This window comes from Bifidobacterium sp. ESL0775 (assembly GCF_029395475.1).
Lineage (GTDB): Bacteria > Actinomycetota > Actinomycetes > Actinomycetales > Bifidobacteriaceae > Bifidobacterium.
Window position 1 is genome coordinate 1,684,835 of sequence record NZ_CP113917.1, and the last position, 25,258, is coordinate 1,710,092.

The following is a 25,258-nucleotide window of genomic DNA, read 5'->3' on the forward strand; positions in this document are numbered from 1 at the left end:
TCTCGTCAGTTAGACACTACAAACAACAATAATCAGAATGTAGATACAAAGCTCATCCACTCTGTCTTGTAAGAACTTTATCAAATGTTAGAATTACAATTTTGATCTCATAATCTTTAAGCAACATCTTCAGCTGTTTTCAGTTCAAATCAGTAATAAGAAAAATTCTACTGTCAATTCTTTTATTTTCCTGAAATTATTGTAGTATATACAATATATTATTAATATTATTGTTTATATTTCAAAGGATTACATGAAACGAACCAAAGAATTAATCCAGCTTTTAAAAGATAACAGCGGCACACTCTCGACTTCGGAAATCACCAGCGCCGGATTCTCACCCGGCTTTCTTAACTATATGAGCGAGAAAAACCTCATTGTCAATGAAACCAGAGGAATCTGGTCCTTACCAGAGGTTCCAATCGACGATTTGGCCACAATCACCAGACGCTGGAAACGCTGCGTCGTTTCATATGGCAGTGCACTCTGGCTTCATGATTTAACAGACCGTACGCCACACGTTATCGACCTTACGGTTCCTGAAGGGTACATGCCGCGCACCACTCACAAAGAATTCCCTAATATAATCTTCCATACCGTCATCAAGGAAAAATACGAAATCGGACTCAGTGAAGCCAAAACACCAGCAGGAAACATTGTGCCAGCGTATGACAAAGAACGCTGCATCTGTGACGTTTTAAAAGCCAGAAACTCGAACAATATCGATATTCAGGTCTTCTCCGAATCTTTGAAACGCTATTTTGCTGACCCAACGCCCGACATGAAAAAACTGTCGAACTATGCGAAACTGTTACATGTAAGCAATGAACTGCACAGATACACTGAGGTACTGCTATGAATCCGAACGGTGATGCCAGTCTACGCGGCAAAGTGCGTACACTTGCCCAAGCAAACCATTTATCAGCACAGGAAATATTGCAAATGGTGATATTTGAACATTTCCTTGAACGCCTGGCAAAAACACAATATTCCGACCAGTTCATTCTCAAAGGAGGGCTGCTTATTTCGTCGCTTATTGGTATCTCAGGCCGAACCACAATGGATCTGGATGCGACAATACGAGGAATTTCCATGGAGAAAGAACAGCTTAAGCACGTTCTTCAAGAAATTTGTGACGTTGATTTGAAAGATGAATTTTCATTCGTGTTCGAACGTTTGGAACCAATTCGAGAAAAAGACAAATACGCGGATTTCAGAGCCCATCTCAGAGCGAAATATGGTCGCATCGATGCCCCACTGAAATTAGACCTCACCACTGGAGATGCTATCACCCCTAATCCAATTGATTACAACTATCCCACGCTTATGGATGGAAAAACTATTCGGATTAAGGCATATCCAATAGAAACACTTATCGCCGAAAAGATTGAGACGGTAATACGTCGAGGTAGCGAAAACGGACGAGCGCGTGATTTTTATGATTTGGACATCTTATATAGGCGTTTCAGCGGGAATCTTGATTCTCAAACTCTGAATCGAGCTATAACCAATACAGCCAAAAATCGCGGGTCTTATGAGATTATGCAAAATTATGAATCCGTTTGCGATGAACTTAGAAATTCTGATTATTTTCAACGGAGTATATGGAAACCATATATCGCCGCGAATTCGTATGCTGCCGGTAGAAGTTTCGATGAAGTCATAGACAGTGTTATTCAATTAGGAAAAATGGCAGGACTGTAAATCTAATAACAAACGGCCTAGAAATGATCTAACAATCATAAAGGGTTCCGTGTCTAGCCAAACGACAGAACCCTTTATTAATTTTCAACTATGAAAATCACTTTCGTGACTTTCGATAATCATAATGCACGTTTACTCCTGCGCGCGGAGGCGATGGAGCTGCTCTCTGCGCTCGCGCTGTTGGCGAGGGTCGGGGACCGGGAGGGAGGCCAGGAGCTTTTGGGTGTAGGCGTCCTGGGGATGCTCGATGATCTGGCTGGCATCGCCGTGCTCGACGATCTGGCCCTTGTGCATCACCATGATGCGGTCAGCGAGCATGTCGACCACCGCAAGATCGTGGGTGATGAACAGGCACGCGAAGCCGATCTCGACCTGCAGGCGCTTGAAAAGCTCCAAGACCTTGGCCTGCACGGAGACGTCCAGTGCGGAAGTCGGCTCGTCGGCGATCAGCAACGATGGCTTCAGGGCAAGTGCCCTGGCAAGCGATGCACGCTGGCGCTGGCCACCGGAGAGCTCATGCGGGAAACGGTCCATGTAGACACGCGGCAATTGCACCATCTCCATCAACTCACCGACGTAGTTCCTTGCGTCAGCGACCGATGAATATTTCTTGTGCACAATCAGCGGCTCGGCCACGTTCTCGGCGATGGTCATGAGCGGGTCGAACGAACTGCCCGGGTCCTGGAAGACGAAGCCGATGTCGGCGCGCTTGGGCTTGAAGTCGCGTTCCTTGACACCGCTCATCTCGACGCCGAAGACCTTGAGCGACCCGTCGCTGATCTTCTGTAGACCGGCGATGGCGCGGCCTGTGGTGGACTTGCCAGAGCCGGACTCCCCCACCAGTCCCAGAACCTCGGAACGGTGGATTTCGAAATCGACCTTGTTGACGGCTACGAAATCGGGCTGCATCAGACGGCCGGGATAAGTGACGCTCATGCCCTTGGCCTCGACGACCACAGGCTCCTCACGCCAATCAACGGAACGCTTGACGACGCTGCCGTCCTTGTTCTTGACGACGAGCTTCTCGCCGATGCGCGGCACGGAGGCGAGCAGGCGCTGGGTGTACGGGTCCTTCGGATGGTAGAAGATCTGCTCCACGTCGCCCTGCTCGACGACATGGCCCTGGTACATCACGACCACCTGGTCGGCGATGTCGGCGATCACGCCCATGTTGTGGGTGATGATGAGCACCGAGGCGCCGAACTCGTCGCGTGCGAGGCGCAACAAATCAAGGATCTCCATCTGCACGGTCACGTCGAGCGCCGTGGTGGGCTCGTCGGCGAGGATCAGGCCGGGGTTCAGAACGAGCGCCATCGCGATGACGATACGCTGCTTCTGGCCGCCGGAGAACTGGTGCGGATAGTAGTCGATGCGGGTCTCGGCATCGGGGATACCGACCTTCTTCAGGATCTCGATGGACTTTTCGCGGAGTTCCTTCTTGTCCTTCATGCCGTGGGCGCGCAGGCCCTCTTCGATCTGCCAGCCGATAGTGAACACCGGATTCAGCACGGAGTTGGGCTCCTGGAAGACCATCGCGGCCTCGCCGCCTCGCAGCTGGCGCAGTTCCTCGCCGGAAAGCTTCAGCACGTCGAGTTCGCCGGTGCCCTCCTTGTTGGAGATGTAGATCGCGCCGGAGGTCGATGCCGTCTCAGGCAGCAACTTGATGATCGAGCGGGCGGTGACGGACTTGCCGGAACCGGATTCGCCGACCACGCCGACCACGGTCTTGCGCGGGATGGTGAAGGTGATGTCGTCGACGGCCTTGATAGGGCCCGCGTCGGTGACGAAGGAGACGCCGAGCTTGTCGACCGAAGCCAGCATATTCTTGGAAAGATGGGGCATCACGGCGTTCTCAGCGGCTTTTCCGTAGGAAGCGCCGGCGGTGTTGACGTCTTCAGTGGCTTCTGTGGTTTGTGTATTGTTCGTTTCGCTCATTATCGTTCATCTCCCTGACGCTGAGCGTCCGAATGCTGTCCGGCGGCTCCTGCGGCGCCAGCGGCACCTGAGGAACCGGGGACGACGGGATCGTCCACGACCGCGGTCGCGATGTCACTCGTGTCGTTCGCGTCGATGGTCTTGCCGTCGATCTCCACGGCTACGTCATCGCTCTTGTTCGGGTCGACGGACGTGTCCTCAATGGAGCCGATGACCTCGGCCGCGGACTTGCGAGCGCGCAGACGCGGGTCGGCAAGATCGTTCAGGGACTCGCCCACCAACGTGATGCCCAGGACGATGAGCACGATGGCCAGGCCCGGGAAGATGGCGGTCCACCAGATGCCGGCGGTGACGTCGGCCACGGAACGGTTCAGGTCGTAGCCCCATTCGGCGGCCGCAGTCGGCTCAATGCCGAAACCGAGGAAACCGAGGCCCGCGAGTGTGGAGACCGCTTCGGAGGAGTTCAGGGTCAGGATGACCGGCAACGTACGTGTCGAGTTCTTGAGCAGATGCTTGGTCATGATCCTCCAAGTGGAGGCGCCGACCACGCGCGCGGACTCGATGTAGGCGGATTCCTTGATACGCATTACTTCAGCGCGGATGGTGCGGAAGTACTGCGGGATGTAGACCACAGTAATCGAGATGCCGGAGGCGAAGATGCCGCCCCACAGGCTGGACTGGCCGCCCGAGATGACGATGGCCATCAGGATGGCGAGCAGCAGCGACGGGAAGGAGTAGATGGCGTCGGCGATCACGACGAGCACACGGTCGATCCAGCCGCCAAAGTAGCCGGAGACCAGGCCGAGCAGGACGCCGACGAAGATGGAGAGCACGACGGCGATGATGATGGCGATGACGGCGGTGCGCGCGCCCCAGATGGTGCGGCTCAACACGTCGAAGCCGGCGACCGTGGTGCCCCACGGGTGGGCCGAGCTTGGCGGGGCCTGCGTCGGGAACGCGGTGCCGTCGGCCGCCTTGATCTGTGCGAAGCCATACGGCGCCAGAACCGGCGCGAAAATGGCCACGAGGATGAAGAAGATGGTGATGATCAGACCGGTGATGAGCATGCCGCGCTGCCAGCCGACCGACATGCGCAGTTCGCTGATCAGGGGCAGCTTGGAGAACCAGGACTGCTTTTTCTTGGCGTTAAGATGCTCCAAACGCTCGTCGTGCGAGAGCGCGATGGTGCTGGAAGCGGAAGTTCCTCTAGACAAATCAGTACCTCACTCTCGGGTCGATCAACGCGCTGACGACGTCGACGATGAAATTGACCACGGCTACGATGATGGCGATCAGGATCACGATGCCCTGGACGGCCACGAAATCGCGGGCTTTCAGATACTGCGAAAGCATGAAGCCCAGGCCCTTCCATTCGAAAGTGGTCTCGGTAAGCACGGCGCCGGCGAGCATCGTCGCGATCTGCATGCCCATCACCGTGATGATCGGGATGAGCGCGGGACGCCAGGCGTGCTTGGAAAGCAGGCGCTTCTCGGAGACGCCGCGCGAACGCGCCGCCTCGACGTAACCGGAATTGTAAGTGGAGATGACATTGGTGCGGACCAAACGGATGAACACGCCCGCCGTCAGAAGACCGAGCGCGATGGCCGGAAGGATGGCATGCAGCAGGACGTCGCCCAGCACCTGCATATCCCCCAGCTGCAACGCATCGATGATGTAGAAGCCTGTCGGCGAGACGAGTCTGCCGAACTGCATCTCGCTGCCCAGCGAGGAACGCCCGGAGCTCGGGAGCACGCCCAACCATGAGGAGAAGATGAGCTTCAGCACAAGTCCGAGGAAGAAGACCGGGGTGGCGTAGCAGAGGATGGCGAAGACCCTGATGCAGGCGTCAGAGGCGTGGTCGCGATGCTTTGCGGCGACACGGCCGAGGCCGATGCCGACCACCAGCGCGACGATCAGCGCCAGGATGGCGAGCTCGAAGGTCGCGGCGCCATAGTGCATCAGAATCGAGCTGACGGGCTGGTTGTCGGTCAATGTGGTGCCGAGGTCGCCGTGCAGGAGCTTCCAGAGATAGTCACCGTACTGCACGATGAGCGGGCGGTCATAGCCTGCGGCGTGGATACGGCGCTGAAGTTCCGCGGGGCTCAACCTGCCGCCCTGTGCGGCCGAAATCGGGTCGCCGGTGGCGCGCATGACGAAGAACACGACGGTGACCAGGATGAACACCGTGGGGATGATCAACAGGAATCTTGTCAGCACGAAGCGGAAGAACCCGCCTGACAACCTGTTCTTCTTAGGTTTCTTTGCCTTTGATGGCGCTTTGGCGTCCACCTGACCGGCAGTCTTTTCAGACATATCTTACCAATTCCTCAAATTAATAACATTTAAACAGCATGATACCGGCACGTACTGAAAAAGACGTCACCGGTATCAACGCTGAGATGTCAAATCCCTACAAAACAGGATTATTTACTCATTTTATCAGGACTTGACGATAGAGCAGTAACGGAAGCGGAACGAACCGTCCAGCACCACTCCCTTGATGTTCTTCGAGGTGACCGCGACCTGAGAGCCCTGCAGAAGCGGGATGACGGAAAGGTCCTGCGTGGCCATGTCCTGAATCTGCTTCAGCATGGCGACACGCTTGGTCTTGTCCTGCTCACCGGCCTGCTTGGCAATCAGCGCGTTCATCTCGGTGTTCTTGTAGCCGTTGTTGACGAAGTTGCCATCACGGAAGAACGGGGAGAGATAATCGTCGGGATCCGGATAGTCCGGGAACCAGCCGACCTGGTAGGCCGGGTAGGAACCGTCGGACTGCGCGGTGACGACACGGTCCTTGTTATACTGCGTCCACTCGGTCTGCTGCAGGTCGACCTTGAAGAGGCCGCCGGTCTCGAGCTGGGACTTCACGGCCGCATACTCATCGGCCGAAGCCGCGCCGTAATGGTCGCTGTTGTACTGCAGCTTCAAGTCGACTGGGGTCTTCACACCGGCCTCGTCCAAAGCCTTCTTGGCCTTCTCGAGGCTCGGCTTGCCGTTGCCGTCACCGTAGGTCTCCTTCAACGTGTCCACATGGCCGGTCAGGCCGCTGGGAATGAAGGAATACATCGGGGTGTAAGTGGTGCCCTTGTAGACACGCTGGGCGATGGATTCGCGATCGAGCAGATCGGCGAACGCGTGACGAACCGCGGTGGCCTTCTTCGGGTCAGGGTCGGAGGTCTTCTCGCCGTAAGGCATGATCTTGAAGTTGAAGGCGATGAAACGCTCCTCACCACCGGGGCCCTTGACGACGTTGACCTTGCCGCTCTTCTTCAGGTCCTGGATATCGGTCGGGCTCAGTGTGCGGGACGCCACTTCGACGGAGCCCTGCTGAACGGCCATCTTGAGGTTCGAGGCATCGGCGAAGTACTTGACCTGCACGGTCTTGTTCTTGGCCGGGGTCAGGCCCTTGTATGCGGGGTTCTTGATAAACTGCGCGGTCTCGTTCTGCTTGAACTGGCTCAAGGTGTACGGACCTGCGAAGCCTTGGCCCTTCATGATCTGGTCGGAGGTAGCCAGCTTGTCGGCGGGATAGACCTGATGGTCAACGATCGGGGCGGCGGGGCTGGAAAGCACCTGCTTCAGCGTCACGTCGTTCGGCACGGCCGAGGTGAAGACCACGGTGGTGGCATCCGGTGCGTCGATGGACTGCATATTGGCCAGCAACGAAGACGGGCCGTTCTCGTCCTTGATCTTCTTGACACGGTCGAACGTGTACTTCACGTCCTTGGCGGTCAGCGGATGGCCGTTGGCGAACTTCAGGCCAGGCTTGATCTTGACGGTGAACTTCGTACCGTCCGCACTCCAGTTTCCACCGTCGGCCGCGATATCAGGGCTCATTTCGGAAGAATTGTAGTTTTGCGAATACAGGAACGGATAAATCTGGAACTCGACGGCGTAGGAGCCATTATCGAAGGAACCGGCGGGATCGATGGAGACGATCTTGTCGGTGGTGCCGATGGTGATGGTCGACGCATCCGAAGCCGCTCCGGAATCCTTTTTCACTCCGCCGCACGCTGCGAGCGACGCCAAGGCCGCCACCGCCGTGAACGCGGCCAGTATCTTCTTATACTTCATATAAGGAAAACCTCTCTTTAATATCAGCAATCAGGAACATTAGATTATGTCAAAGTGATGAATATTCACGGTCTCGAAAAACGAAAACTATAAAGCTCCAACCGAATGCTCGTGACATTCCCGATTACTGCCATTATGGAACAGAGACTGAACCATAAGAGATTCATCTCACAATGCGAAACAGAAAATTTTGGAATTGAACGCTGATATTCATGGAATATACGTCGAAACTTGCATAGTTTTGTAGCCATCCAGCGCCGATGCCAATAGACAAAAGACAGCAAAACGACCAGCAGCCGATAACTTGGAATTTACAAAGCATCGAGCCGCTGGTCGCATTCACCTCACCGAAGAAACCCGTTCGGCGATACGCCCGGAATCAGGACTTGGTGATGGGGGCGAAACGGAAGCGGAACGAGGCGTCGAGGATCACGTTCTTGACGCCGTTGCCGACGACCGCGACCTGGTTGCCTTGCAACAGCGGCAGCGTGGAGAGGTCCTGGGTCTCCATGTCCTCGATCTGCTTGATGATCCCCATGCGCTTGGCGTGGTCCTGCTCGCCGGCCTGCTTGACGATCAGATCGTTGAGCTCCTTGTTCTCGTAGCCGTTGTTGATGAAGTTGCCTTCACGGAAGAACGGGGAGAGGTAGTTGTCGGCGTCCGAGAAGTCGGGATACCAGGAAAGCTGGTAGGCCGGATAGGTGCCGTCGGAATCCTTGGTGACGTTGCGCTGCTTGTTGTACTGCGTCCACTCGGTCTGCTGCAGGTCGACCTTGAAGAGGCCACCCGACTCCAGTTGCGATTTCACCGCGGCGTACTCGTCGGCCGAAGCCGCGCCGTAATGGTCGCTGTTATATTGCAGCTTCAGGTCGATCGGGGTCTTGACCCCTGCCTCGTCAAGGGTCTTCTTGGCCTTTTCCAAGCTCGGTTTGCCGTTGCCGTCACCGTAGGTTTCCTTCAACGTGTCCTGCTTGCCATCCAAGCCGGTGGGAATGAAGGAATACATCGGCGTATAGGTGCCCTTGTAAACCTTGCTCGAGATCTCCTGACGGTCGATGAGGTCGGCGATGGCGTGGCGCACCGCACGCGCCTTGGCCGGATCAGCGTCGGGGGTCTTCTCGCCGTAAGGCATGATCTTGAAGTTGAAGGCGATGAACCGCTCCTCGCCGCCCGGGCCGTTGATGACCCTGACTTTGCTGTTCTTCTTCAGGTCCTGGATGTCGGTGGGATTGAGCGTGCGCGAGGCGATATCGACGGAACCCTGCTGCACGGCCATCTTGAGGTTCGAGGCATCGGCGAAATACTTGACCTGCACACTGCCGTTCTTCGCTGGCGTGACTCCCTTGTAGACGGGGTTCTTCTCGAATACGGCGAGCTCGTTGTCCTTGTATTGCGTCAAACGGTAGGGGCCGGCGAAGGCGTTGCTTTTGACGATGGTCGCCGCGGGGGTGAGCTTGTCGGGAGAGAAGACCTGCTCGTCGACGATCGGGGCGGCGGGGCTGGAAAGCACTTCCTTGAGGGTCACGTCGTTCGGCGCGGAGTCCTTGAACACCACGGTGGTCGGGTCGGGGGCGGAAACCGATTCGATGTTGACCAGCATGGAGGAGGGGCCGTTCTCGTCATCGATCTTCTTAATGCGGTCGAAGGTGAACTTCACGTCCTTGGAATCCAAGGTGTGGCCGTTGGCGAATTTCAGGCCCGGCTTGATCTTGACGGTGAATTCGGAGCCATCGGGACTCCATTTGCCACCATCGGCCGCGACATCCGGAGAGAGCTTGGTGGTGTTGTAGTTCTGCGAATACAGGAACGGGAAAATCTGGATCTGGACCGTGTATGAGCCGTTGTCATACGAACCGGCGGGATCGATACTGACCACCTTGTCAGTGGTGCCGATGGAAATCGTCGAACCGCTCGCCGCCTCGGAGTCCTTCTTCACTCCCCCGCAAGCGGCCAGTGACGCCACGGCGGCGGCTGTTACAGCCATCGCCAGAATCTTCTTATATCTCATTTTGGTTCTCTCCCATGATGTCGACAATGCGAACAACAACATCATTTCACACGGAACCACGTAAGGAAGAGAACACGCCACATAACGGACAATCCGGGCCAAAGGCACCGGATTGTCAATCTCAATCAATTGGTCACATCACCAAAGCAGTGTGGCCTTGAAGCATCCAATCAGGACTTGGTGATGCTTGAATAGCGGAAACGGAACGACGGGTCGAGGACGACGCCCTTGACACCGCTGCCCATGACCGCGACCTGATCACCCTGCAACAGAGGCAGCGTCGAGAGATCCTTGGTCTCCAGCTCCTGGATCTGCTTCAGCATGGCCATGCGCTTGGCGTGGTCCTGCTCACCGGCCTGCTTGACGATCATGTCGTTGATCTCCTTGTTGGCATAGCCGTTGTTGACGAAGTTGCCATCGCGGAAGAACGGGGACAGATAATTGTCAGCATCGGAATAATCCGGGTACCAAGAGAGCTGGTAGGCGGGATAGGTGCCATCGGAATCCTTCGTGACATTGCGCTGCTTGTTGTACTGCGTCCACTCGGTCTGCTGCAGGTCGACCTTGAAGAGGCCGCCCGACTCGAGCTGGGACTTGACCGCGGCGTACTCGTCGGCGGAGGAAGCGCCATAGTGATCGCTGTTGTATTGCAGCTTCAGGTCGATCGGGGTCTTGACGCCCGCGGTCTCGAGGGTCTTCTTGGCCTTTTCGAGGTCGGGCTTACCGTTGCCATCGCCGTAGTTCTCCTTCAACGTGTCCTGCTTGCCGTCGAGGCCGCTGGGAATGTAGGAGTACATCGGGGTGTAGGTGCCCTTGTAGACCTTGGTGGAAAGTTCCTGGCGATCGATGAGGTCGGCGACGGCCTGGCGCACCGCGAGCGCCTTGGCCGGATTCGCGTCGGGGGTCTTCTCGCCGTAAGGCTGGATCTTGAAGTTGAAGGCGATGAAACGCTCCTCGCCGCCGGGGCCCTTGACGACCTTGACCTTGCCGCCCTTCTTCAGGTCCTGGATGTCGGTCGGGGTGAGCGTACGCGAGGCGACGTCCACCGATCCCTGCTGCACGGCCATCTTGAGGTTGGAGGCGTCGGCGAAGTACTTGACCTGGACGTTGCCGTTCTTCGCGGGGGTCAGGCCCTTGTAGGCCGGGTTCTTCTCGAATGCGGCGAGCTCGTTGTCCTTGTATTGCACGAGCTTGTAGGGGCCGGCGAACGCGTTGCCCTTGACGATCGTGGCTGCGGGGTCAGCTTGTCAGGCGAGAAGACCTGGTCGTCGACGATCGGGCCGGCGGGGCTGGAAAGCACCTGCTTCAGCGTCACGTCGTTCGGCACGGAATCCTTGAACACCACCGTGGTGGCGTCCGGGGTCGAGATCGAGTCGATGTTGGCCAGCAGCGAGGCGGGGCCGTTCTCGTCGTTGATCTTCTTGATGCGGTCGAAGGTGAACTTCACGTCCTTGGAATCGAGCGTGTGGCCGTTGGAGAACTTCAGGCCCGGCTTGATCTTGACGGTGAACTTGGAGCCGTCGGCGCTCCACTTGCCGCCGTCCGCCGCGATGTCCGGCGAAAGCTTGGCGGTGCCGTAGTTCTGGGAATACAGGAACGGGAAAATCTGGATCTGGACCATGTACGAGCCATTGTCATACGAACCGGCCGGATCGACGCTGACGACCTTGTCGGTGGTGCCGACGGCGATGGTCGAGCCACCGGCGACGTCGGAGTCTTTCTTCACGCCGCCGCAAGCGGCCAGTGACGCCACGGCGGCGGCCGCGACGGCCATCGCCAGTATCTTCTTGTATCTCATGGGATTCCTCTCTTATTTGTTATTACAACAGCACAGACAACAACAATTTTCCATCATAGACATGCATGGCGAAGAGCCGCACAGATGGCGGGCCATCGGTGCGGCGAATGCCCTGAGGCAATCAAGCCATCAGGAATTGGTGATCGGGGCGTAGCGGAAACGGGACGCGGTGTCGAAGGTCACGCCTTTGATGCCAGGCGCGGTGACGGCCATCTGGTTGCCCTGCAGCAAAGGCAGCGTCGAGAGGTCCTGGGTCTCCATTTGTTGGATCTGCTTCAACATCTCCATGCGCTTGCCTTTGTCCTGCTCGCCGGCCTGCTTGGCGATCAACGCGCTGATCGCGTCGTTCTTGTAGCCGTTGTTGACGAAATTGCCGGCGCGGAAGAACGGGGACAGGTAGTTGTCGGGGTCGGAATAGCTCGGGTACCAGCCCATCTGATAGGCCGGGTAGGAACCGTCGGAGTCCTTGGTGACCACACGCTCCTTGTTGTACTGCGTCCATTCGGTCTGCTGCAGATCGACCTTGAAGAGGCCTCCCGCCTCAAGTTGCGACTTGATGGCCGCGTACTCGTCGGCGGAGGAGGAACCGTAATGGTCGCCGTTGTATTGCAGCTTCAGGTCGACCGGGGCTTTCACACCGGCCTCATCCAACGTCTTCTTGGCCTTTTCGGGGCTTGGGCCGCCTTTGCCGTCACCGTATGCGGACTTCAGCGTATCGGTATGGCTCATCAGGCCGGTGGGGACGTAGGAATACAACGGCGTATAGGTGCCTTTGAAAACCTTCGAGGCGATTTCCTTGCGATCGACCAAATCGGCGACGGCCTGGCGCACCGCGAGCGCCTTCTTCGGATCGGCGTTGGGGGCCTTCTCGCCGTAAGGCTGGATCATGAAGTTGAAGGTGATGAAACGCTCCTCGCCGCCGGGGCCCTTGAAGACCTTGACTTTGCCGCTTTTCTTCAGATCCTGGATGTCCGTCGGGGTGAGCGAGCGCGAAGCCACCTTCACGCTGCCTTGCTCCACCGCCATCTTGAGATTCGAGGTGTCGGAGAAATACTTGACCTCCACGGTCTTGTTTTTGGCCGGGGTCAGGCCTTTGTATGACGTGTTCTTCTCGAAAACGGCCATCTCGTTGGGCTTGTACTGGGTGAGCCGATACGGGCCGGCGAAGGCGTTCGCTTTGATGATGTCGGCGGCCGGGGTGGGTTTGGTGGCCGAGAAGACCTGGTCGTCGACGATCGGGCCGGCGGGCGTCGACAGCGATTGCTTGAGCGTGACGTCGTGGGGCACAGCGGAGGTGAAGACCACCGTCGTGGGATCGGGGGCGGCGACCGACTTGATGTTGACCAGGATCGAGGACGGGCCGTTCGGGTCGTTGATGTTCTTGATGCGGTCGATGGAGAACTTCACGTCCTTGGAATCCAGGGTATGGCCGTTGGCGAATTTCAGGCCCGGCTTGATCTTGACGGTGAACTGCGTGCCGTCGGCGCTCCAGGTGCCGTCGTCCGCGGCGATGTCCGGGGAAAGCTCGTTGGAGTTGTAGTTCGGCGCGAACAGGAAGGGATAGATCTGGATGTGCACGTTGTAGGATCCGGTGTCGTAGGCCGCGGCCGGGTCGAGGTTGATGACCTTGTCGGTGGTGCCGACGGTGATGGCCGAACCGGCGGTGTCCGCGTCTTTCTTCACGCCACCGCATGCCGCGAGCGAGGCCAACGCGGCGATGGCCGTGAAAGCCGCCAGAACTTTCCTGTATTTCATCTTCAGAGCCCTTCTCTTATGCATCCATCCGCCGGAGTTACCGGACGATACCCGTCATGACAAGGTCTCGCCGGACAACGACGCAGCCGGGAGATACCGGCGCATTCCCATTCATCGAAAACCCGAAACCACGGGATTCGATATCGGACTGTTCACATTATATGAGTCGGAACATGCCGACCGGCTTACGGACCTATACGCAAATCTTGTAACTATCTATAAATTCAACACATTCGTAGCGTTTAACACATTCAGCCCAACAATTGCAGCAGGTCGTCCTTCGTAAGGTTCGAGATGCCGGCGGAGGTGCCGGTGCCGGCGTTGTCCACGAAGCGGTGGGCCAGGTCGCTCTTGGATTGCTGCATCTTGAGGATGCGTTCCTCGATGGTGTCCTTGGCGACGATCTGGTAGACGTTGACGTCCTGGGTCTGGCCGATGCGGTGGGCGCGGTCGGTGGCCTGCTCCTGCGCGGCGGCGTTCCACCACGGGTCGGCGTGCACCACCACGCAAGCGCCCGTAAGGTTGAGGCCCGTGTTGCCGGCCTTCAGCGAGATCAGGAAAACCGGGGTGTCGTCGGAGTTGAATTGGTCGACCAGCTCGAGACGCTTGCGCTTGGGGGTGGTGCCGGTGATGACGTTGTAGGCGACACCGTTCTTGCGCAAACGCTCGGCGATCAGATTGAGGAAGCTGGTGAATTGGGAGAAAATCAACATCTTACGACCGGCATCCTGGCAGCTGGAGACCAGCTCCTCGATGGCGTCGAGCTTGGCGGAACTGACCTTGCGAGGCTTGGTTGGATTGCCGGACTTCGACGTTTCCGAAGCGTTGTCACCCGACAAATCGCCGTTACCAACAATCGCGTTCGCTGACGCATCGGCGGTCTCGCTGAGCTCGTCGATCGGTTCGTCGTCGGCGCGTTCGACTTCACGGCTCGGGGCACCCCAGACGTGCGCGTCCTTCTTGACGACGTTGCTGCCGACATTGCTGAAGAGCAATCGCGGGTCACAGCAGGCCTGGCGCAGACGGGTGAGCTGGGCCAAGATCTGGATCTTGCCGGTCTTGTATTCGATGTCGCGCTGTTTGTTGAGCGTGGCGCGCAGCTGCTGCTCGAGCGCGGCGTACAGCCTGCGCTGTTCCCCTTGCAACTGGACGGTGATGACGTTCTCGATCTTGTCGGGGAGGTCTTTCAAGACCTGCGACTTCAAGCGACGTAGGATAAACGGCCCGACGAATGCCTGCAATTTGGCCTGCGCGTTCTCGTCACCAGAGAGGATCGGCATCTCGAAGCGGTCACGGAAATGCTTGTAGGCCCCGAGCATGCCTGGCATGAGGAAATCGAAGATGCTCCACAGCTCGGAAAGCCGGTTTTCGATCGGCGTACCGGTCAGGGCGAAACGGTGGCGCGCACTGACAGAACGCACGGCATGAGCGGACTTGGTAGCGTGGTTCTTGATGTATTGCGCTTCGTCAAGTGTCATACAATAACATTCAAGGCCATCGTAATCCTCAATATCGCGGCGCAAGAGGTCGTAGGAGGTAATCAGGACGTCTGGCGCGACCCATGGTGCCGTATCGTCATCTATCGATTGTAGGCTGTCAGCGCTCTGCCAACCGTCGTCGTCGGAACCGTCGAGCTTCTGATTGCGATTCGGAAGACCGGCATCATCCACCGAAAAATCGAGACCTACCTGTTGCGGTCCCGAGACATTCTGATTAACAGTCAGAAGCTCTGTATTATCGGTATTTGAAGTAGAATGATCAGACTTACTATAGCCAATCGCTTTCTTCCCGGCTTCGTACCAAACTTTCGTGTTCTTGAGCGTCGCACGGCGTTCGGCCTTGGAACCGGCCAGCACCTGCACGTTGAGTTCGGGAGCAAACTTGTCGCATTCCGCGGCCCAGTTATAAACCAACGAAGCCGGGCAGACTATGAGATTGGGGCCGATTTTGCGCTGTTCATCACGACGCGCAAGAAGATATGAGAGCATCTGCACAGTTTTGCCCAGGCCCATCTCGTCGGCCAGTATGCCGCCGAAGCCTTTGTCGGCCACGGCGTTGAGCCAGCGGAATCCCTCGACCTGATACGGGCGCAGCACATGCGCCAGCGACTCCGGCACCTTGTAGATCTTCGGGTCGATGACGCGCAAGTCGTTCAGATAACTGCGGAATTCGTCGCTTTTGTCTTGGTCTTCCGCCTCGTTGTCAAGATAATAGGCCTCGTAAGCCGGAACGGAAACGGCTCCGGAATCAAGATCGACCGGCTTCAGGCCCAGATCGTTGCTGACCTCGTCAAGCTTGCTGGTGTCGACGTCGGCCATGTTGACGAAGGCACCGTTGCGCAGGCGGTGGAACTTGTGACGTTTGCGGTAGCTGTTCAAGAGCGCCGGCACTTCGGACGGATCGATCTCGTCGGCGATTGGCGAGATCTCGACCAACCCGGACTTGATCGACAAACCAATCTTGAAAACCGGATGCGGCGAGGAGGTGAGCCCGTCGAAACTCGGAGTGGAGAACACCTCGCCAAGGCCTCGCAGAACCGGCAAACCCTCGTTCAACAGCTTGTAGATGGCCTTGTCGTTGTCCTCGGGGATACGCGCTATCGGGCCGTTCGGCATCGGGAAATACTGCCGCACGGCCTCCACGGCCAGGCGTTCGGTTTCCTTGTCTCTGGCGACCGGTTCGTTCGGGCCGATACCGGAGAAGACATGGAACCGCTCATCGCCGTAACGGGCCTGCACGTCGCAGGTGATGCCGTTCTTGTCGCGGTCGAGATACGTTTCGATATGGCAGGGCACGCGGCGCATCCTGACCAGTTCAGGCGGCAGCTTGACGGCGATGCCACGGTGCGAGGTGTCACTTTTTCCCGCGGCGACTGGGTCGAGTGCCGGCAGCACCGTGCGCGAGAACTCCTCGATGTCCTCGCCGCTTAAGTAGAGGTCGCCGCGCTCGTCCGCGCCGCACAGCACCGAAAGCAGGTTCCGATTGTTCACAAACGACTTGGAGCAGCGGTAAATCTCGGGAACGATGTCGTCTTGGCCATGCAAGGCGTGCGCCATCGCGACGATGTCATCGGACAGACCGATGTCATCCGACAAACCAGAATCGTCGGAACCCGCACCATCGACGGCGTCCTTGGATATCAATGCCTGATGGACGACGACGTATGACGAGCCGCGGCCCGCGATGAAATTGTCGACGATCAGGCGGTGACGAATCACATAGCCGCCGGCCGACAAGCCATTCGCGTCTTTCTCGCCACCTTGGCCGGCACTCCCCTGCTGCCCGGATTCCGGGGTCACTCGGCCATCGGCATCAACTGGCTGGACGGCAAGCCCCAAATCGGGATCACCTTCACGGACCTCGACGGGTATGGAGGAGGTATGCCAGCCATGAGCGGGCACCAAGTCCAGCGTCGCGTCCGCGTCAACGAACAGATCGAGCAGCTCCGCGGTCTCATCATCGGAAAGCCGCATTTCCTGGGCTTCCGCCTTGCTCTGGTAGAACTCGTAGTCGCCGGAAACACTTTTGCGAATCTCGATGGCGCGGCCGAGGATGGCCAGGATCGAACGCGAGCGCTCGTCGAACGAATCGCGGGAATGCACGAACGCGAGCTTCTTGCCGTAGGTGACGAACTCGCGGCGCTGCACCGCCTCCACCAAGGCGCGCACATCCTTGATGACATAGGAGATGCCTTTGGAAGGCACGGCGATATGCAGGCGCAGGTACCAGTCGCGTCCGGAATGCTCCAGCATCGGGCGGAGAACGACGGAACCGATGGGCATGTGGCGGCTCAGCGCCACATCGCTGCCGATGTCGCCGGAAGCGCGGCTGCTGACCTCCTTCAACAAATCAAGCTGGCGATTCTTGGCCTGGGCCTCAAGCACCGAATCCTCCTGCTGCATGAACGAGCGCAGGGCCCGCGAGGTGCGGCGGATGACCTTACGTTGGCGAGCGCCCATGCCCGCACCACTACGCGAACCGGAAGCACCAACGCCATTGCCCAGCTCCTCGAATTTCTGCGGCGAGTCATTGTATTGCATGATGAGCGCGATGACATGCTTGCAGATCGAGCCGAAACGACCGAACGCCGGGCAAGTGCAGTCAGAACTGAGGATTTCGCCATGGTTCTCATCGATGGTCGCGCGGACGGCGTAATCGTCCGCGAATTCGTCGGCCGGCTCCACCGATGCCGCGAGCACCGTGCCGTTCTCACCCGGGGTGCAGGTCAGGTCATGCATGCGTCCGCTGGAAATGACCTCGTAGGCGCGGTAGAAGGCCTTGCCTCCGCGCTGGCGCAGGACCTTTTCGGGAACGGCCGGCTCGTTGGCGCCGAAGGTCACGCCGCCGTCAGGGTCGATGGCACCGCCGAACGTATCGTCATCGGAACCCGCCCCGAGGCCAAATCCGCCTGAGCTTCCCGTCCTCGACCCATACACCGACGCATGCCAATCCAAATCGCGTTCCCCTTTTCGCTGCGTTTGCGCTGGTCTCGATATGCTTTGATACCAAAGACCGCAAACTTCTATCCTACCCCATTTGAAGAATTTGGTGAAATGCTGTTTCCTCTAAAACAAACGCAAGAACATGCCGGCAGACGCAGTATTTAAGCCTAAGCCGAACGTTTTCTGCACTTTCGCGCGGTTTTGTGGGACACTATCAGCAATACATGGATAATCAGGAACAACAGGAAATGGATATGGAGGAGACATGACGAGCACAGCCGATATCGCAGGCAAGACGAACAACGCTTCCGAAACCGGTTCAAACGGCAATGGCGAAGCGACGGCAAACGGAAATGGAGGCCACACTGACACCCAGACAGCCTATTTCGCGGGCGGTTGCTTCTGGGGTGTCGAACGGTACTTCCAAGGCGTCGACGGCGTGACCGACACGCAGGTCGGCTATGCGCAGTCACGCAAGGAGAACCCATCGTATGAAGAGGTGTGCTCCGGGCAAACGGATGCGGCGGAGACCGTGCGCGTCAACTACGACCCGGTCCGCGTGACGTTGCGGACGCTGACGCTGCTGTTTTTGGACGTCATTGACCCGTTCTCCGTGGACCAGCAAGGCAACGACAAGGGGCGGCAGTACCGCACCGCGATGTTCTATCTCGACGAAGTGCAGAAAGCCGTGTATGACAAGGCGCTGCGACAGCTCGCCACGCGCGAGGGACGCGAATCCGCGGTGATCGTCGAGCCATTGCGCAACTTCTACCCCGCCGAGGCCTACCATCAGGATTATCTTGACAAGAACCCTGGCGGCTATTGCCATATCCCGGTAGCCAAACTTCTGAACGTCGGCAAACGGCAACGCTATATCGAACGCGTCTGGGACCTCGACCCGGAGCAGTACGCGGTGACGCAGGAAGCCGCCACCGAACGGCCGTTCGCCAACAAGTATGACCAGAATTTCGAGCCGGGCATCTACGTGGACGTCGTCAGCGGCGAGCCGCTGTTCCTTTCCACCGACAAGTTCGACGCGAGGTGCGGCTGGCCGGCCGTTCTCCAAGCCGATCGACAACTCGGCTTTGACCGAGCACCGCGACACCAAGCTGCCGGGACGGCCACGCATCGAGATCCGCACCGCCGACTCACAGATCCATCTGGGCCATGTCTTCGACGACGGGCCGCGGGATCGCGGGGGCTTGCGCTACTGCATGAACTCCGCCTCGCTGCGCTTCGTGCCGCGCGACCAGATGGAGGCGCAGGGGTACGGCAAGTACCTGAAGCTGCTTGACAGCGCGCAGTGAATCGGGACTGAATCAGCCAGCCAAGTGCTTGGCCAGGTAATGGCCGGTGATACTGGCGGAATTGTCGGCAATTTCGTCTGGGGTTCCAGTGGCGACAATGGTGCCGCCTTCCTCGCCACCGCCGGGGCCCATGTCGATGACGTAATCGGCGTTGGCGATCATGTCGAGGTCATGCTCGATGAAGACCACCGTGGCACCGCCTTTGATCAGACGTTGCAGCACATCGATCAGCGTGCGGACGTCCAGCGGGTGCAGGCCGGTCGTCGGCTCGTCGAGGACGAACAGCGACGTGCCCTGACGCTTGCCAAGCTCGTTGGAAAGCTTGAGGCGCTGCGCCTCACCGCCGGAGAGGTTCGGGGTGTCCTCCCCCAGCGTGAGGTAGCCAAGACCCAAGTCGTGAAGCGTTTCGAGCGCCTTGTGGATGCGTCTGAGCAGGGCGGAGGTGATCATATCGCCGGAAACCGCGGTCTCGGGTGACAATCCATCGAGTTTCGCGAAATCAGCTGATGTATTATGTTTTTGATTCACCGAACCGTTATTCACCGAACCGGAAGCCGAACCAAAATCATCATCAAGCGCGAAGACATCAAGGGCATCATCCACTTCCAGATCCAGTACTTCGGGAAGCGTCAGGCCGTTCGGATGCGTCGGTGTCGCCAGCCGTATATCGTTGACCTCGTTACGATACCGACGTCCCTCGCAGGTCGGGCAGGTGATGGTGACATCGGGCAGGAACTGGATGTCGAGGCTGATCTGGCCGGTGCCGTCGCATTGCGGGCAACGCAGGGATCCAGTGTTGTAGGAGAACACGGAAACCTTGAGCTTGCGCTTCTTGGCCGCAGCGGTTGAGGCGAACGCCTTGCGCAGCATGTCCATGATGCCGGTGTAGGTGGCGACCGTCGAGCGCACATTGATGCCGATGGGCGTGGAATCGACCAGGCGAACACGGGTGATGCCAGCGGCATTGAGCGAACGGACATGGGATGGCAACGGGACATGGTCCTCCTGCGCCTGTAATGCGGGAATCAGCGATTCAAGGACCATCGTGGTCTTGCCGGAACCGGAGACGCCGGTGACGGCTGTCATCCGTCCGCGCGGAATGGCCACTTGCAACGGATGAACGGTATGAATGGCGTCGGTTTTCATACCAATCCACGCAGTTTCGGAAACCGGCGGCAACGCAAGGCGCTTGCGGACGAGAACGGGTTGGGAGCCGTCGAGGAAACCGGCGATGCGTGACTTCGGATTGCGCAGTATCTCGGCAGGCGAACCCTCTGCAAGGATACGTCCGCCACGGCTGCCGGCACCCGGACCCATTTCGATGAAGTAGTCGGCGGCGTTGAGCACATGGACGTCATGGTCGACGAACACCACGGAATTGCCGGAAGCCAGCAAGTCCCGCATCACGCCGATGAGACCCTCGATATTGGCCGGATGCAGGCCGGTGGAAGGCTCGTCAAGCACGTAGAGCACGCCCGTGGTCTCGTTGCGCACGGCACGCGAAAGCTGAGCGCGCTGCCGTTCGCCGGTGGAAAGCGTCGAGCTGGCGCGGTCGAGCGTCAGATAGCCCAAACCCAGCTGGATGAGCCTGCGGCCCATGTCCTGCAAGGTGCCGACCAGGCTTTCCGCCATCTGCCGCATATCCCGCGGCAACGAATCCGGCACGGTCTTCGCCCAGGAAAGCACCTTGCGCAACGGCCAGGCCGTGACCTCGGCCAGATTGTATTTGCCGATTTTCGGCGCACGCGCCGCCTCGTTGAGACGAGACCCACCGCAATCCGGACAGGTACGCTTGACCAAGAACTTCGAGACCTTCGCCAACCGTTTCTCGTCGTTGGCGCGGTCAAGCTCCTTGGTCACCGTCAGCCTCGCGTTGCGGAACGTGAAACCGAGATGATGGACGCCTTTGACGGAGGTGAGCGTGATGGGTTTCTTTTCCTCCGGCCCGTTGAAGACGATGTCGCGTTCCTTGTCAGTGAGTTCCTTGAACGGGACATCGGTGCGCACGCCAAACTCGCGGACGATATCCGGCTGGACGTTGAAGCCGAAGGTGCGCCATGGCACGACGGCACCCTCGTCGATGGTGAGGTTCTCATCGGGGACCAAGGCGGCGTCATTGACCTCATGGATGGTTCCGGTTCCCTGGCAGGTCGGGCAGGCGCCGGTGGAATTGAACGCCATCTGCTCGGCGCTGGGAGGCTCGACAAGCGCCCCGCAAACCGCACAATGGATGGGAATCTCGGCGGCGACATCAAGCGTCGGCTTCTGGTAATGCCCGTTCGGGCAACGATGCGAGGCCAAGCGCGAGAACATCAGCCTCAGAACATTCAGCGTCTCGGTGGAAGTGCCAAAGGTCGAACGCATGCCGCCGACACCAGGCCGTTGGCGCAAGGCCAAAGCCGGCGGAATGAACCGCACCGAATCGACCTGCGGCTTCTCGGCCTGCGTCATGCGACGACGGGTATAGGTGGAAAGCGCGTCAAGATAACGGCGCGAGCCTTCCGCATACAGCACGCCAAGCGCCAGCGACGATTTGCCGGAACCGGAGACCCCGGCGATGCCGACGAGCTCGTTCAACGGGATGGAAACGTCGATATCCTGCAGATTATGGACGCGTGCGCCACGCACCTCGATGGCCTGCGGAACCGCAGAACCCTTGGCTTTACCTGCGTCAGGGTTATTTGTATTACATTTATCGTTCATCGCGTTCCTCGCAAGCATCTCATTGCCACCATCATTCCCATGCCAACTTTATTCACTGCTCCCTCCCTGTTTCGCAATCAGCCACAATACGAAGCCTATAGAACAGAAAAAGGTGCCGTGAAAATCCACGACACCTTAAATGGCATTCAGATTGTGAGCTTAATGGACAACGGCTTCAAAACCGCGCCTCACATGCTTCACCGTCCACGACGGAATGGGGTCGAATTGCGCTTGCCACGCGAACGGTGGAAGCCGTCGGCCTTGCGCGAACGCTGGTTGCGGCCGCCGGAACGCCTGTCATCATAACGGCCTTTGCCTTTGCCGCCACGATTACCACGGTCGTCGTAATCGGAATGATGCCGTTTGCCGCTGCCCTTGCGATAATCATCGTCATAGAATTCACGCGAGCGACGGTCGTCACGACGCCCACGCGAGGTACGGCCGTCAATCGGCCCCTGGCCATCATCGTAACGCGGGTTGCGGTTCTTGTGTCCGTCACGCCGTCCACCGCGCGGGCGCGAATCATTGAAACTGTCATCACGGCCACCACGGCCACTGCGAGAACGCGAATCATTGAAGTCGCCATTACGACCGCCACGTTTGTTAAAGCTCTCGTCGGAATCGTCATGGCCACGCTTGCCGAACGAACGGCCGGAATCGCCATGCCGATTGTTGCGGTCACGGCGTCCGCCACGATCCTTGCGGCCATAGCCGCCACGTCCACCACGGCCCTCGTTGCGCCCGCCGCGTCCGCTCCGACCGGCCCTGCGGTTGACCACAGGCACCGTCAACGTCCAGCCTTCGACCAGCGGGGCGTGCTCCCCCACCAGTTCCTCAAGTTCGGGAGCACCAGGGACGACCTGCTGGCTCTTGGCCTTGATGCCTGCGCGATGCAGCATCTGACGCGCGTCGCGACGCTGCTGCGGCAGCACGAGCGTCACCACGTCGCCGGATTCACCGGCGCGCGCGGTGCGGCCGGAACGGTGCAGGAACGACTTGGGGTCCTCCGGCGGTTCGGTCTGCACGACCATCGCCACATCGCTGACGTCGATGCCGCGCGCGGCCACATCGGTGGCCACCAACACGTTGACATCGCCGGAAGTGAAGGCCTCGAGGTGCCGGTCGCGCTGGTTCTGCGAAAGGTTGCCCTGCAGATCGACGGCGGGAATGCCCTCCTTGACCAGCTTGTCGGCCATTTTCTTGGCCTGGTACTTGGTGCGGGTGAAGAGGATGCGCTTGCCCTTGCCGCTTGCGAGCTCGCGGATGACCTCGTATTTGTTGCCTTGCGAGACCTCGAAGACGTGATGGGTCATGGTGTCGACCTGCGCGTCGGCGGGCGCGATCTCGTGGATCTTCGGGTCGTGCAGGAACTGGTTGACGACCTTGTCGACGCCGTGGTCGAGCGTCGCGGAAAAGAGCATGCGCTGGCCGGTCGGATCGACCTGCTCAAGCAGGCGCTGTACGGAGGGCAGGAAGCCCATATCGGCCATTTCATCGGCTTCGTCGAGCACCGCGATCTCGACGTTCTCGATGGAAAGCGCGCCTTGACGCAGCAGGTCCTCGAGACGGCCCGGGCAGGCGACGATGATTTCGGCACCGGCCTTGAGTTCGGAGATCTGGCGGCTGTACTTCACCCCGCCGTAAATGGTGGCGGTCTGCATGTCGTAGGCGGCGGCGAGCGGGGCCACGACGTCGTTGATCTGGTTGACCAGTTCGCGAGTGGGGGCCAGGATCATCCCGTGGGGATGAGGCAGCATCGCGCGCTTCTGCGCCTTGCGGTCGCCGCGCTCCATGCGTTCGAAGTCGCGCATCGCGCCCTCGCCTTCGCCCTGCTCGCCAAGACGGGCGACCAGCGGGATGGCGAATGCCAAGGTCTTGCCGCTGCCGGTCTCGCCACGGCCGAGGACGTCGCGTCCGGCCAGCGAATCGTCAAGGGTGTCGGCCTGGATCGGGAAGGCTACGGTTTTGCCATCGCGGGCCAAGACGCTTACCAGCGGACCGGGCACGCCGAGTTCGGCGAAGGTGCGCTCGGGCTGGTCGCCGCTCTTGGCGTACGCCGCCGCGCTTTCGGCCGCTTCTTCGGCCTGTTTCGATTTGGATTTGTTTGAGTTATAAGAATCAGGATTATTCATTTCCGAGCCTGCATATTCTCCGCCCTTGAAATTGGCAGAGTTGTCTGAATTATTTTTATGAGTACGACGCTTCGGCACAATAGCCTTTCAAAAGATTGAAGCCGACTTGTCTCTCATATATGGACCCGGCTTCGTAATGGACAATTCACTATATCAGACCCGCCCCACAACGATTGCGGGCAGATCAATGAAAAAGCCCACAGAGGCACAACAAACCGCGAAATGACTTCCCAGCTGCAGCAAATGAACACCGTTCAACGTGACGTCAACCCACCGTAGGTTCAGTTCGATTCCACGATGGCCTCGCTGGGCGGGGTCTGCTTCTTGTGGCGCGGGCTGGGCTGCTTGGCCGGCGGCACATCGGTGTAAGGATGCCCCATGCTGGCCGTCGAGGTATAGAAGCTCTTGGCGGTGCCGTTCGGGTTGACATTGGGAACCGGCGCAGTGGAGGTGTTCTGGGCACCATCGGCATGTCCGGTCTCGCCACGACGATAACGGTCCATCATCTGCTTCTGCAGCTGGGCGGCGCTCGGCGGCGTCCATGAAAGCGCGTTGGCGCCGGCTTCGATAGTCTCACGGATGGATTGCGCGGAACCGCCGGAACTGGCGACCACCGGAATCTCCGGGTAACGGTCCTTGATGCGGGCGACCACTTCGGCGGTGTTCTTGCCGGCCGCGACATTGATGATCTTCGCGCCCGCCTCGATCTTGCGCTGCACCATATCGTCCCACTGCACGACAGTGGCCATCACGGGAACGTGCACGGTCATGGCGACCTCGCGCACGATCTCGACTTCGCTGGGCGCGTTCAAGACAACGCCGGCGACGCCCTGCATTTCGGCGAAAACGGCTAGTTCGAGCACGCGAGTTCCAGTGGTGGTGCCTCCCCCGACACCGACGAAAACCGGGGCCTGCGCCACGGAAAGCACGGCCTGGTTGATGACCGGCTGGCCGGTGAACGGGTAGACGGCGAGAATCGCGTCGGCGTTGGTATTATGTATTACAGCAGCGTCGGTGGTGTAGGCGAAGGAACGCAGGCGCCTGCCCTGCAGCAACAGTCCCGAGGATTGCTCGATCTCCGCCGGCACCCGGGCGTCAGCCGAGCTCAGCGGGTTCTCGATAGGCAAAGCCTCTGGCAGGTTCACCTGGAAATTGGTCATTTCCTGTTCCATCGTGCCGCTCCCTTCACGGGTTTCCAGTACTTCTCAATCCGCCAGTCGTGGCCGTCATGTCTAAGACAGCATAATCGTATGACGTCACAACACACAGGTTGAAACGAGCACATCAACAGACCCAACATATCATCGCAGCCATTTGTTCCCAAGTGAACGCCGTTTCTTGGCAGGATGCGCGAAAACCGCATTAAACGCACAGCAAAGAAACGTTGATACGTCTACTCG

Annotated in this window: 12 protein-coding genes and 2 pseudogenes; 3 read left to right on the plus strand and 11 right to left on the minus strand. The window is 58.6% G+C overall.

What is annotated here, in order from left to right; translation table 11 throughout:
- Positions 1-253: 253 nt before the first annotated feature.
- Entirely contained in the window at positions 254-859 is a 606-nt protein-coding gene (locus OZX73_RS06465) for a hypothetical protein (protein WP_277148670.1), read from the plus strand.
- Positions 856-1,704: a nucleotidyl transferase AbiEii/AbiGii toxin family protein gene (locus tag OZX73_RS06470; RefSeq protein WP_277148672.1), complete on the plus strand. Its 849-nt coding sequence runs from the start codon at positions 856-858 to the stop codon at positions 1,702-1,704. The genes OZX73_RS06465 and OZX73_RS06470 overlap by 4 nt, the downstream gene beginning before the upstream one ends.
- Positions 1,705-1,836: 132 nt before the next feature.
- Here the strand turns inward: OZX73_RS06470 and OZX73_RS06475 are convergent, their stop codons facing one another.
- The 8 genes and pseudogenes from OZX73_RS06475 to OZX73_RS06510 all read right to left on the minus strand — a co-directional run bounded on the left by OZX73_RS06475 (position 1,837) and on the right by OZX73_RS06510 (position 17,728).
- Positions 1,837-3,546 (minus strand): ABC transporter ATP-binding protein, encoded by a 1,710-nt coding sequence (locus OZX73_RS06475; protein WP_277150950.1) that lies wholly within the window; start codon positions 3,544-3,546, stop codon positions 1,837-1,839.
- Positions 3,547-3,638: 92 nt separating this feature from the next.
- A complete protein-coding gene (locus tag OZX73_RS06480) occupies positions 3,639-4,823 on the minus strand; it encodes an ABC transporter permease (RefSeq protein ID WP_348519476.1) in 1,185 nt (394 codons plus the stop codon).
- A gap of 31 nt (positions 4,824-4,854) precedes the next feature.
- Positions 4,855-5,952 (minus strand): ABC transporter permease, encoded by a 1,098-nt coding sequence (locus OZX73_RS06485; RefSeq protein ID WP_277148674.1) that lies wholly within the window; start codon positions 5,950-5,952, stop codon positions 4,855-4,857.
- Between the two features lie 126 nt (positions 5,953-6,078).
- Entirely contained in the window at positions 6,079-7,713 is a 1,635-nt protein-coding gene (locus OZX73_RS06490) for an ABC transporter substrate-binding protein (protein WP_277148677.1), read from the minus strand.
- A gap of 379 nt (positions 7,714-8,092) precedes the next feature.
- Positions 8,093-9,721, minus strand: coding sequence for an ABC transporter substrate-binding protein (locus tag OZX73_RS06495; RefSeq protein ID WP_277148679.1), 1,629 nt, complete (start codon positions 9,719-9,721; stop codon positions 8,093-8,095).
- 170 nt (positions 9,722-9,891) lie between these two features.
- Positions 9,892-11,519: pseudogene (locus tag OZX73_RS06500) on the minus strand (ABC transporter substrate-binding protein).
- Between the two features lie 129 nt (positions 11,520-11,648).
- Complete coding sequence (locus OZX73_RS06505) at positions 11,649-13,274, minus strand: ABC transporter substrate-binding protein (RefSeq protein WP_277148681.1); 1,626 nt, start codon at positions 13,272-13,274, stop codon at positions 11,649-11,651.
- Between the two features lie 251 nt (positions 13,275-13,525).
- Positions 13,526-17,728 carry a DEAD/DEAH box helicase gene (locus OZX73_RS06510; RefSeq protein ID WP_277148683.1) on the minus strand — a complete coding sequence of 1,401 codons (4,203 nt, stop codon included), beginning with the start codon at positions 17,726-17,728 and terminating at the stop codon, positions 13,526-13,528.
- A gap of 253 nt (positions 17,729-17,981) precedes the next feature.
- On the opposite strand from OZX73_RS06510, the pseudogene msrA reads away from it, so the two are divergent.
- Positions 17,982-19,023: pseudogene (gene msrA / locus OZX73_RS06515) on the plus strand (peptide-methionine (S)-S-oxide reductase MsrA).
- A 12-nt stretch (positions 19,024-19,035) separates the two neighbouring features.
- Here the strand turns inward: msrA and OZX73_RS06520 are convergent.
- The 3 genes from OZX73_RS06520 to OZX73_RS06530 form a co-directional block, all read right to left on the minus strand.
- A complete protein-coding gene (locus tag OZX73_RS06520) occupies positions 19,036-21,726 on the minus strand; it encodes an excinuclease ABC subunit UvrA (protein WP_277148685.1) in 2,691 nt (896 codons plus the stop codon).
- A 197-nt stretch (positions 21,727-21,923) separates the two neighbouring features.
- A complete protein-coding gene (locus OZX73_RS06525) occupies positions 21,924-23,858 on the minus strand; it encodes a DEAD/DEAH box helicase (RefSeq protein ID WP_277148687.1) in 1,935 nt (644 codons plus the stop codon).
- Positions 23,859-24,139: 281 nt separating this feature from the next.
- Complete coding sequence (locus OZX73_RS06530; protein ID WP_277148689.1) at positions 24,140-25,030, minus strand: dioxygenase; 891 nt, start codon at positions 25,028-25,030, stop codon at positions 24,140-24,142.
- Positions 25,031-25,258 lie beyond the last annotated feature (228 nt).

Coding starts and splice junctions, on each gene's coding strand:
- OZX73_RS06495 (WP_277148679.1), bottom strand. CDS start 9,721: ATGAGATATAAGAAGATTCTGGCGATGGCTGTAACAGCCGCCGCCGTG.
- OZX73_RS06475 (WP_277150950.1), bottom strand. CDS start 3,546: ATGCCCCATCTTTCCAAGAATATGCTGGCTTCGGTCGACAAGCTCGGC.
- OZX73_RS06470 (WP_277148672.1), top strand. CDS start 856: ATGAATCCGAACGGTGATGCCAGTCTACGCGGCAAAGTGCGTACACTT.
- OZX73_RS06505 (WP_277148681.1), bottom strand. CDS start 13,274: ATGAAATACAGGAAAGTTCTGGCGGCTTTCACGGCCATCGCCGCGTTG.
- OZX73_RS06520 (WP_277148685.1), bottom strand. CDS start 21,726: ATGAACGATAAATGTAATACAAATAACCCTGACGCAGGTAAAGCCAAG.
- OZX73_RS06530 (WP_277148689.1), bottom strand. CDS start 25,030: ATGGAACAGGAAATGACCAATTTCCAGGTGAACCTGCCAGAGGCTTTG.
- OZX73_RS06490 (WP_277148677.1), bottom strand. CDS start 7,713: ATGAAGTATAAGAAGATACTGGCCGCGTTCACGGCGGTGGCGGCCTTG.
- OZX73_RS06485 (WP_277148674.1), bottom strand. CDS start 5,952: ATGTCTGAAAAGACTGCCGGTCAGGTGGACGCCAAAGCGCCATCAAAG.
- OZX73_RS06465 (WP_277148670.1), top strand. CDS start 254: ATGAAACGAACCAAAGAATTAATCCAGCTTTTAAAAGATAACAGCGGC.
- OZX73_RS06525 (WP_277148687.1), bottom strand. CDS start 23,858: ATGAATAATCCTGATTCTTATAACTCAAACAAATCCAAATCGAAACAG.